The organism is Pseudomonas agronomica (assembly GCF_025917275.1).
In the GTDB taxonomy this organism is placed as follows: Bacteria; Pseudomonadota; Gammaproteobacteria; order Pseudomonadales; family Pseudomonadaceae; genus Aquipseudomonas; species Aquipseudomonas agronomica.
The window spans coordinates 1-8,942 of record NZ_JAOSHO010000198.1; the positions used below are offsets into that span (position 1 = coordinate 1).

At 62.2% G+C, this 8,942-nt stretch carries 7 protein-coding genes; 4 read left to right on the plus strand and 3 right to left on the minus strand.

Features of this window, described 5'->3' with window-relative positions:
* Positions 1-79: 79 nt before the first annotated feature.
* From clpB to rluD, 3 genes are all read right to left on the minus strand, one after another.
* Positions 80-2,644 carry an ATP-dependent chaperone ClpB gene (gene clpB / locus OC610_RS15340; RefSeq protein WP_264428802.1) on the minus strand — a complete coding sequence of 855 codons (2,565 nt, stop codon included), beginning with the start codon at positions 2,642-2,644 and terminating at the stop codon, positions 80-82.
* Positions 2,645-2,775: 131 nt separating this feature from the next.
* On the minus strand, positions 2,776-3,501 hold the full coding sequence (gene pgeF / locus OC610_RS15345) for a peptidoglycan editing factor PgeF (protein WP_264428804.1): 726 nt from the start codon (positions 3,499-3,501) through the stop codon (positions 2,776-2,778).
* Positions 3,498-4,460: a 23S rRNA pseudouridine(1911/1915/1917) synthase RluD gene (gene rluD / locus OC610_RS15350; protein ID WP_181290026.1), complete on the minus strand. Its 963-nt coding sequence runs from the start codon at positions 4,458-4,460 to the stop codon at positions 3,498-3,500. Before rluD ends, pgeF begins: the two co-directional genes overlap by 4 nt.
* 150 nt (positions 4,461-4,610) lie before the next feature.
* Between rluD and OC610_RS15355 the strand changes: the two genes are divergently transcribed.
* The 4 genes from OC610_RS15355 to OC610_RS15370 all read left to right on the plus strand — a co-directional run bounded on the left by OC610_RS15355 (position 4,611) and on the right by OC610_RS15370 (position 8,905).
* Complete coding sequence (locus OC610_RS15355; RefSeq protein WP_264428805.1) at positions 4,611-5,627, plus strand: outer membrane protein assembly factor BamD; 1,017 nt, start codon at positions 4,611-4,613, stop codon at positions 5,625-5,627.
* A gap of 122 nt (positions 5,628-5,749) precedes the next feature.
* Positions 5,750-5,983 (plus strand): PP0621 family protein, encoded by a 234-nt coding sequence (locus OC610_RS15360; RefSeq protein WP_264428806.1) that lies wholly within the window; start codon positions 5,750-5,752, stop codon positions 5,981-5,983.
* Complete coding sequence (locus OC610_RS15365) at positions 5,973-7,562, plus strand: two-component system sensor histidine kinase NtrB (RefSeq protein ID WP_264428807.1); 1,590 nt, start codon at positions 5,973-5,975, stop codon at positions 7,560-7,562. Before OC610_RS15360 ends, OC610_RS15365 begins: the two co-directional genes overlap by 11 nt.
* A complete protein-coding gene (locus OC610_RS15370) occupies positions 7,559-8,905 on the plus strand; it encodes a sigma-54-dependent transcriptional regulator (RefSeq protein WP_264428808.1) in 1,347 nt (448 codons plus the stop codon). The genes OC610_RS15365 and OC610_RS15370 overlap by 4 nt, the downstream gene beginning before the upstream one ends.
* Positions 8,906-8,942 lie beyond the last annotated feature (37 nt).

Sequence of the window (8,942 nt, forward strand, 5' to 3'; positions counted from 1 at the left end):
TCTACACGGCTCGCATACAGCTTCTACGGCGCGGTCCAGCGGGAGCAAGCGCCTCGCCACAAAAGCCCAGGCAATCGGTTCAGTTGAAGACGATTTCGTCGTTTTCCACCGTACCGGTCACGGTTTCGCCCGGCATGAAGCGACCAGACAGAATCAACTGCGCCAACGGGTTTTCGATCCAGCGCTGGATCGCTCGCTTGAGCGGCCGCGCGCCATAGACCGGGTCGTAGCCCACCGCGATCAGCTTGTCCAACGCCTCGTCGCTCAGTTGCAGCTTCAGCTCGCGCTCGGTGAGGCGGCTGCGCAGGCGACCCAACTGGATCTCGGTGATGCCGGCGATCTGATCCCGGGCCAACGGCTCGAAGATCACCACTTCGTCCACACGGTTGATGAACTCCGGCCGGAAGTGCGTGGAGATCGCATCCATCACGGCGGCACGTTGCGCCTCGCGATCGCCCACCAGCTCCTGGATCTGCGTCGAGCCCAGGTTGGAGGTCATCACGATCACCGTGTTGCGGAAATCCACCGTACGACCATGGCTGTCGGTCAGGCGACCGTCCTCCAGCACTTGCAGCAAGATGTTGAACACATCCGGGTGCGCCTTCTCGACTTCATCGAGCAGGATCACCGAGTACGGCTTGCGACGCACGGCCTCGGTCAGGTAGCCGCCTTCTTCATAGCCGACATACCCCGGTGGAGCGCCGATCAGCCGCGCCACGGAGTGCTTCTCCATGAACTCGGACATGTCGATGCGCACCATGGCTTCCTCGGTATCGAAGAGGAATTCGGCCAGCGCCTTGCACAGCTCGGTCTTCCCCACACCGGTCGGGCCGAGAAACATGAACGAGCCGCTCGGACGGTTAGGGTCCGACAGCCCGGCGCGGGACCGGCGCACGGCGTTGGACACCGCCACCACCGCTTCTTCCTGGCCGATCACACGCTGGTGCAACAGACTTTCCATCTTCAATAGCTTGTCGCGCTCGCCTTCGAGCATCTTCGAGACAGGAATGCCGGTCCACTTGGACACTACTTCGGCGATTTCTTCCTCGGTGACCTTGCTGCGCAGCAACTGGTTTTCGCTCTTGCCGTGCTGGTCGACCATCTGCAGGCTGCGCTCCAGGTCCGGGATCACCCCATACTGCAGCTCGGCCATGCGATTGAGGTCGCCTTTACGGCGGGCCGCTTCCAATTCCTGGCGGGACTGTTCGATCTTCTGCTGAATCTGGGCCGAACCCTGGACCTCGGCTTTTTCCGAGTTCCAGATCTCCTCGAGGTCCGAATACTCGCGCTCGTGGCGCACGATTTCTTCCTGCAATCTTTCCAGGCGTTTCTTCGCCGCTTCGTCGCTTTCCTTCTTCAAGGCCTGGGATTCGACCTTGAGCTGGATCAGCCGCCGCTCCAACCGATCCAGCACTTCCGGCTTGGAGTCGATTTCCATGCGGATACGGCTGGCGGCCTCGTCGATCAAGTCGATGGCCTTGTCCGGCAACTGGCGATCGGTGATATAGCGATGGCTGAGCTTGGCCGCCGCGATGATCGCGCCATCGGTGATCGCCACTTTATGGTGGACCTCGTAGCGCTCCTTGAGGCCGCGCAAGATCGCGATGGTGTCTTCTTCGCTGGGCTCATCCACCAGCACTTTCTGGAAGCGCCGCTCCAGGGCCGCGTCTTTCTCGATGTACTGGCGATATTCATTGAGCGTGGTCGCACCGACACAATGCAGCTCGCCGCGAGCCAGTGCAGGCTTGAGCATGTTGCCAGCGTCCATCGAGCCTTCGCCCTTGCCGGCACCGACCATCGTGTGCAATTCGTCGATGAACAGGATGATCTGGCCTTCCTGCTTCGACAGTTCATTAAGCAGGGCCTTGAGCCGTTCTTCGAATTCTCCGCGGTACTTGGCGCCGGCAATCAGTGCCCCCATGTCCAGCGACAACAGTCGCTTGCCCCGCAGCCCATCGGGCACTTCGCCGTTGATGATGCGCTGGGCCAGGCCTTCGGCGATGGCGGTCTTGCCCACGCCAGGCTCGCCGATCAGGACCGGGTTGTTCTTGGTGCGGCGTTGCAGCACCTGGATAGTGCGACGGATCTCATCGTCGCGGCCAATCACCGGGTCGAGCTTGCCTTCCTCGGCGCGCTTGGTCAGGTCGACGGTGTATTTATCCAGCGCCTGGCGCGACTCCTCGTGGTTGGGGTCGTTTACGGCATCGCCGCCACGCAGGTTATTGATGGCGTTTTCCAGGGCTTTCTTGCTCACGCCCTGGCCGAGCAACAATTTGCCGAGTTTGCTGTTCTCGTCCATCGCGGCGAGCAGCACCAGCTCGCTGGAGATGAACTGGTCGCCCTTCTGCTGGGCCAGGCGGTCGGCCTGGTTGAGCAGCCGCGCCAGGTCCTGGGACATGTTCACGTCGCCGGTCGGGTTCTGGATCTTGGGCAGTTGGTCGAGTTCCTTGGCCAACTCTTTGCGCAGGCTGTTGACGTCAAAGCCCACCTGCATCAGCAGTGGCTTGATCGAGCCGCCCTGCTGTTCGAGCATGGCTTGCATCAAGTGCGCCGGTTCGATACCGGGATGGTCCAGGCCGACAGCCAGGGACTGGGCGTCGGACAGGGCCAGTTGTAATTTGCTGGTTAAACGATCAATACGCATGGGTCACCTTCCTAATGAGCAGGCCGGACCTGGAAAAACATCCTGAATGAAGAAACCTGCCAGATACCGCTATAGATGTGGTCGATTCTGGAAGATTCAAGCAGCGCGCTGTTGATACAGATCAGGGGAGTCTAGCGTTCGAGCCAGATAAGGGAGGCGAAACGACCGGTGCGCGGATTGCGCCGGTAGGAAAAGAAGCGAGGATCGGTCACGGTGCACAAACCGCCACCATAGACTGCTGTTACGCCGCGTGCCGCCAGGCGCAGTCGTGCCAACGCGTAGATATCGGCGAGGAATTTGCCGGCATTGGGGCTTGGCGCAAAGGCCTGGTCCGCGGACGGCAGATGAGCGATGAAGGCTTCGCGTACTTCCGGGCCGACTTCAAAGGCTTGCGGGCCAATGGCCGGGCCGAGCCAGGCGAGAATTTCCTCAGTGGGCTGCTGCAGGCTGTCGAGCGTCGCCTCCAGCACACCGTTCGCCAGCCCCCGCCAACCGGCATGGGCCGCCGCGACATGGGTGCCGGCGCGATTGCAGAACAATACCGGCAGGCAATCCGCCGTCATCGCCGTGCAGGCAATGCCCGGCGTGGCGCTCCAACTGGCATCAGCGGTAGCGACCCGGGCCGGATCAGCCTCGACCACGTCGATGCCATGGACTTGCTGCAACCAGGCCGGACGCATGACGAACTGATCGGTGAGGCGACGGCGGTTTTCGGCGACAGCCGCAGGGTCATCGCCCACATGGTCGCCCAGGTTGAGACTGTCGAACGGCGCCAGGCTGACGCCGCCCTCGCGGGTGGTGACGCAGGCCTTGACCCGGGCCGGCGCGGGCCAGTCGGGTATCAGCCAGTCACTCATCCGATGAACGCCTCGCGGTCCTGTTTCAGCAACGTCAGCAGCCAGACGAAATCATCCGGCAACGGCGACTCCCAGCTCATGCGCTTGCCGGTCGTCGGGTGATCCAGTTCCAGGAAGCGTGCGTGCAGCGCCTGGCGCGGGAAATTCTTCAGCGATTCGACCATGGTCTGGCTGGCAGCCGGCGGAATGCGGAAGCGACCGCCATAGGCCGGGTCGCCCACCAACGGGAAGTTGATGTGGGCCATGTGCACACGAATCTGGTGGGTCCGGCCGGTTTCCAGCTTGACCCGCACATGCGTGTGGGAGCGGAAACGCTCCAGTACCCGGTAGTGACTGACCGCCTGCTTGCCGCCCTCCATCACCGCCATGCGCTGGCGCTGCTGGCCGTGACGGCCGATCGGCGCGTTGATCTTGCCGCCGGCGGTGACCACGCCGATCACGATGCATTCGTAGATGCGGCTGACGCTGCGGCTTTGCAGCTGCGTGACCAGTTGTGTCTGCGCCTGGATGGTCTTGGCGACCACCATCAGGCCGGTGGTGTCCTTGTCCAGGCGATGCACAATACCGGCACGAGGCACGTTGATGATGTCCGGCACGTGGTGCAACAAGGCGTTCAGCAGGGTGCCATCGGCATGACCGGCCGCCGGATGCACCACCAGGCCCGCAGGCTTGTTGATCACCAGGATGTCGTCGTCTTCATAGACGATGTCCAGGGCGATGTCCTGGGCGACCCATTCTCCCTGGGCCTCCTGCTCGGCGGTCAGCTCAAGGATGGCGCCGCCATGGACGATGTCGCGCGGACGGATGACCGCCCCGTCCACCGTCAGGCGGCCGTCCTTGATCCAGGCGGAAAGGCGCGAGCGCGAGTGCTCTGCGAAGAGTTGGGCGGCGACTTGATCGAGGCGTTGGCCGCCCAAATCGGACGGCACCTCTGCGCGAAGTTCTATTTTATCGGACATGCTCGGACTGGGCGTCGGCACAGCCTTTGGTTTCGGCTGCGCGCTTGTGGTTAAATACGGCGTCTTTTGCCCCGAGGCTTTCAACGGGGCGCTCATCATAACAGGACGGCCCCGCCCAAGACAGCGGCCGTCATAGGGACGCAAGCCGCCATGCAAGTGAAACACCTGCTGCTGATCGCCATCCTCGCATTGACTGCTGCTTGCTCGTCGAAGGAAGTCGTAGACGAAAACCTGAGCGAAGTCGAACTGTACCAACAGGCGCAGAACGACCTGGACAACAACAGCTATACCAGCGCCACCGCCAAATTGAAGGCGCTGGAGTCGCGGTATCCGTTCGGTCGCTACGCCGACCAGGCGCAGCTGGAGTTGATCTACGCCAACTACAAGAACGCCGAGCCGGAAGCGGCCAAGTCCGCCGCCGAGCGTTTCATTCGTCTGCACCCGCAGCACCCGAACGTCGATTACGCCTACTACCTCAAGGGCCTGACCTCCTTCGACCAGGACGTCGGCCTGCTGGCGCGCTTCCTGCCGCTGGACATGACCAAGCGTGACCCGGGCGCCGCGCGCGACTCCTACAACGAGTTCGCCCAGCTGACCAGCCGCTTCCCCAACAGCCGCTACTCGCCTGATGCCAAGCAGCGCATGATCTACCTGCGCAACCTGCTGGCTTCCTACGAAATCCACGTGGCCGACTACTACCTGACCCGCCAGGCCTACGTCGCCGCCGCCAACCGCGGCCGCTATGTGGTGGAAAACTTCCAGGAAACCCCATCGGTCGGCGACGGCCTGGCGGTGATGACCGAAGCCTACCAGCGCCTGCACCTGGATGAGCTTGCGGCCACCAGCCTGGAAACCCTGAAGCTGAACTATCCGGACCACCCTTCCTTGGTCGACGGCCAGTTCACCCCGCGCGTCGATGAGGCGGACAACCGTTCGTGGCTGAGCAAGGCGACCCTGGGCATGATCGAATCCCGTCCGCCGCTGCCGCCGGGCGAAACCCGCGCCAACCAGGACGTACAGCGCCAGTTCCAGGACGCCAAGGAAGCCATTCCGAACGAGCTCAAGCCAAAGGACGAAAACGGCGACGTGATCGAAGAACCGGAGCCTGAGAACGAATCCGGCGACCGTTCCTGGTTCAGCCACTTGACATTCGGCCTGTTCGACTGAGACTTGGCCTGACAAAAAAGGAGACCTGCGAGTCTCCTTTTTTGTGCCTGGGTTTTATTGCGCTGTGCGCCGTTCAAGTCCTTGGCTAAACTGCCTGATCTCTAGCCAAAAAGCCGCCCATCATGCTTCGTCTACTGTTCTGGATCGCCCTGATTGCCGCCGCGGTATGGTTCTGGCGCAAATTCAAGGCCAGCACTTGCGCGCCCAACGCAACCCGTGAACAGGACGCACCGCCCATGGTTCGTTGCGCCCATTGCGGCGTGCACCTGCCACGGGATCGCGCACTGGCGCTCCAACAGCAATGGTATTGCAGCCAGGCTCACCTTGAGCAAGGCCCAGGCACTCGTGAGCGCTGAAACCCCGCTCCCTCGCGTCAAACAGGCGCAGCGCCTGCTGCGTCTTTACCACCTGTACCGCCTCAGCATCGGCATCACCCTGGTGCTGCTGATTTCCAGCAACATGGACAACCGCCTGCTGGAGTTCGCCAACGACGATCTGCTGCGCAGCGGCAGTTGGTTATACCTGGTACTGAACATCCTGCTGGTGGTGTTCCTGGAAAACACCCGCCGTCCTGCCCAGTTGTTCGGCCTGGCCTTGACCGACGTCCTGTTGCTGTCGTGGCTGTTCTTCGTCGCAGGCGGCGCCCCCAGCGCCATTGGCAACCTGATCATCGTCTCGGTGGCGATCAGCAATACCTTGCTGCGCGGCCGAATCGGCCTGTTGATCGCCGCCGTCGCCACCCTGGGCATCGTTGGCTCGACGTTCGTGCTCGGTCTCAGCGATTCGAACCGGCCCAGCAGCTATCTGCAAGCAGGCACCCTGGGCGCCCTGTGCTTTGCCGCCGCGTTGCTGGTGCAGCGCCTGACCCGACGATTGGAAGCCAGCGAAACCCTGGCCGAGCAGAAGGCCAGCGAAGTGCTCAGCCTCGAAGCCCTCAATGCGCTGATCCTGCAGCGCATGCGCACCGGCATCCTGGTCCTGGATCGCCAACGCAGAGTTCAGTTGGCCAACGAAAGCGCCTTGAACCTGCTGGGCATGCATGACCTGGTCGGCCAACGGATCGACGATTATTCCAACGCCTTGGTCGAGCGATTGCATGGGTGGCTGAACAACCCCAGCCTGCGTCCGCAAAGCCTGACCATCAGCGGCACGGGCCTGACCCTGCAACCCAGCTTCATCGCCCTCGGAGCAGAGGATCAGCAACAGATCCTGATATTTCTCGAAGACCTGGCCCAGGTGGCCCAACACGCCCAGCAGTTGAAGCTGGCATCCTTGGGGCGTCTCACCGCCGGTATCGCCCATGAAATCCGCAATCCACTCGGGGCAATAAGCCACGCCGCGCAATTGCTGCGCGAGTCCGAGGAACTGAACGACGCGGACCGGCGTCTGACGCAGATTATTCAAGATCACTCCCAACGAATGAATCGCGTCATCGAAAACGTCCTGCAACTGTCCCGTCGCCAGCAAACCGCCCCCCAACGCCTGGATCTGCGTAGCTGCCTCGAGCACTTCGTCCGGCAGGCCCGCGAAAGCGCGGAAGGACATCAACAACTGCACCTGAGCATCGCCCCCGGCGACTACATCACGCTCATGGACCCCGACCAGCTGACGCAAGTGCTCGACAACCTGTTGCGCAACGCCTGGCGCCACAGCGCGCTGGCCCATGACAAGGCCGAGGCCTGGTTGAAGCTGTTCATCGATCCCCATAGCCAATTGGCCACGCTGGACATCATCGACAACGGCCCTGGCGTAACCCCGGACCAGCAGACGCACCTGTTCGAACCTTTTTTCACCACCAGCAGCCAAGGCACCGGCCTTGGGCTCTATCTGTCCCGTGAGCTGTGCGAAAGCAACCAGGCCCGCCTAGACTTCAAACCACGCCAAGGCGGCGGTTGCTTCCGCATCACCTTTGCTCACGGACGGAAACAGATTTGAATACACGCTCACGGCAACGAATCCTGATCGTCGATGACGAGCCGGACATCCGCGAACTCCTGGAAATTACCCTGGGCAGGATGAAACTCGACACCCGCAGCGCCAAGAATCTCAGCGAGGCCCAATCCCTGCTGGCGGCCGAAGCCTTCGACCTGTGCCTGACCGACATGCGCCTGCCCGATGGCACGGGCCTGGAACTGGTCAAACATATCCAGCAACGGTATTCCCAACTGCCCGTGGCGATGATCACCGCCTATGGCAGCCTGGAAGTCGCCATCGATGCCCTCAAGGCAGGCGCCTTCGATTTCCTGACCAAGCCAGTCGATCTTGCTCGCCTTCGGGAGCTGGTCGGCAGCGCCCTGCGCCTGTCACCGGGCGCCACGTCCGGCGCGACCGTCGAACGCGCTCTGTTGGGTGATTCGCCGCCGATGCGCGGCGTGCGCAAGCAAATCGAAAAGCTGGCCCGAAGCCAGGCGCCGGTCTATATCAGCGGTGAATCAGGCTGTGGCAAGGAATTGGTCGCCCGCTTGATCCATGAACAAGGGCCCCGCGCCAGCCAGCCTTTCGTGCCGGTCAACTGCGGGGCAATTCCCACTGAACTGATGGAAAGCGAGTTTTTCGGCCACCGCAAAGGCAGCTTCAGCGGCGCCATCGAAGACAAACCCGGGTTGTTCCAGGCCGCCCACGGCGGGACGCTGTTCCTCGACGAAGTGGCCGACCTGCCCCTGGCGATGCAGGTCAAGCTCTTGCGCGCCATCCAGGAAAAAGCCGTGCGCGCCGTCGGCGGCCAGCAAGAGGAAGTGATGGACGTGCGAATCCTCTGCGCCACTCACAAAGACCTCGACGCCGAAGTCGCCGCTGGGCGCTTTCGCCAGGATCTGTATTACCGACTGAACGTCATTGAACTGCGCGTCCCGCCCCTGCGCGAACGCCGTGAAGACATCGAGCCACTGGCCAACTACATGCTCCAGCGCCTAGCCGCGAGCACCGGTAACCCGGCGGCGAAGCTGCATCCAGCGGCACTCGATGCCCTGCGCAATTACCGCTTCCCCGGCAACGTGCGGGAGCTGGAGAACATGCTGGAACGGGCCTATACGCTTTGCGAACACCAGCAGATCGAGGCCGATGACCTGCGCCTGGCCGAAAGCAGCGGTGCTGGCGATGTGGCTAACGCTGATCTGGTGCGGGTCGACAACCTGGAAGATTACCTGGAAGACGTCGAACGCAAGATTATCCTCCAGGCGCTTGAGGAGACCCGCTGGAATCGCACGGCGGCGGCACAGCGGTTGAAGTTGTCGTTTCGGTCGATGCGGTATCGGTTGAAGAAGTTGGGGTTGGATTAGCTCATAGCGGGGGGTTCATGTTGCCCCCGTGGCGAGG

Bases quoted from the DNA above. Each gene is read 5' to 3' on its own strand.
- clpB (WP_264428802.1), bottom strand. From the start codon at position 2,644: ATGCGTATTGATCGTTTAACCAGCAAATTACAACTGGCCCTGTCCGAC.
- pgeF (WP_264428804.1), bottom strand. From the start codon at position 3,501: ATGAGTGACTGGCTGATACCCGACTGGCCCGCGCCGGCCCGGGTCAAG.
- rluD (WP_181290026.1), bottom strand. From the start codon at position 4,460: ATGTCCGATAAAATAGAACTTCGCGCAGAGGTGCCGTCCGATTTGGGC.
- OC610_RS15355 (WP_264428805.1), top strand. From the start codon at position 4,611: ATGCAAGTGAAACACCTGCTGCTGATCGCCATCCTCGCATTGACTGCT.
- OC610_RS15360 (WP_264428806.1), top strand. From the start codon at position 5,750: ATGCTTCGTCTACTGTTCTGGATCGCCCTGATTGCCGCCGCGGTATGG.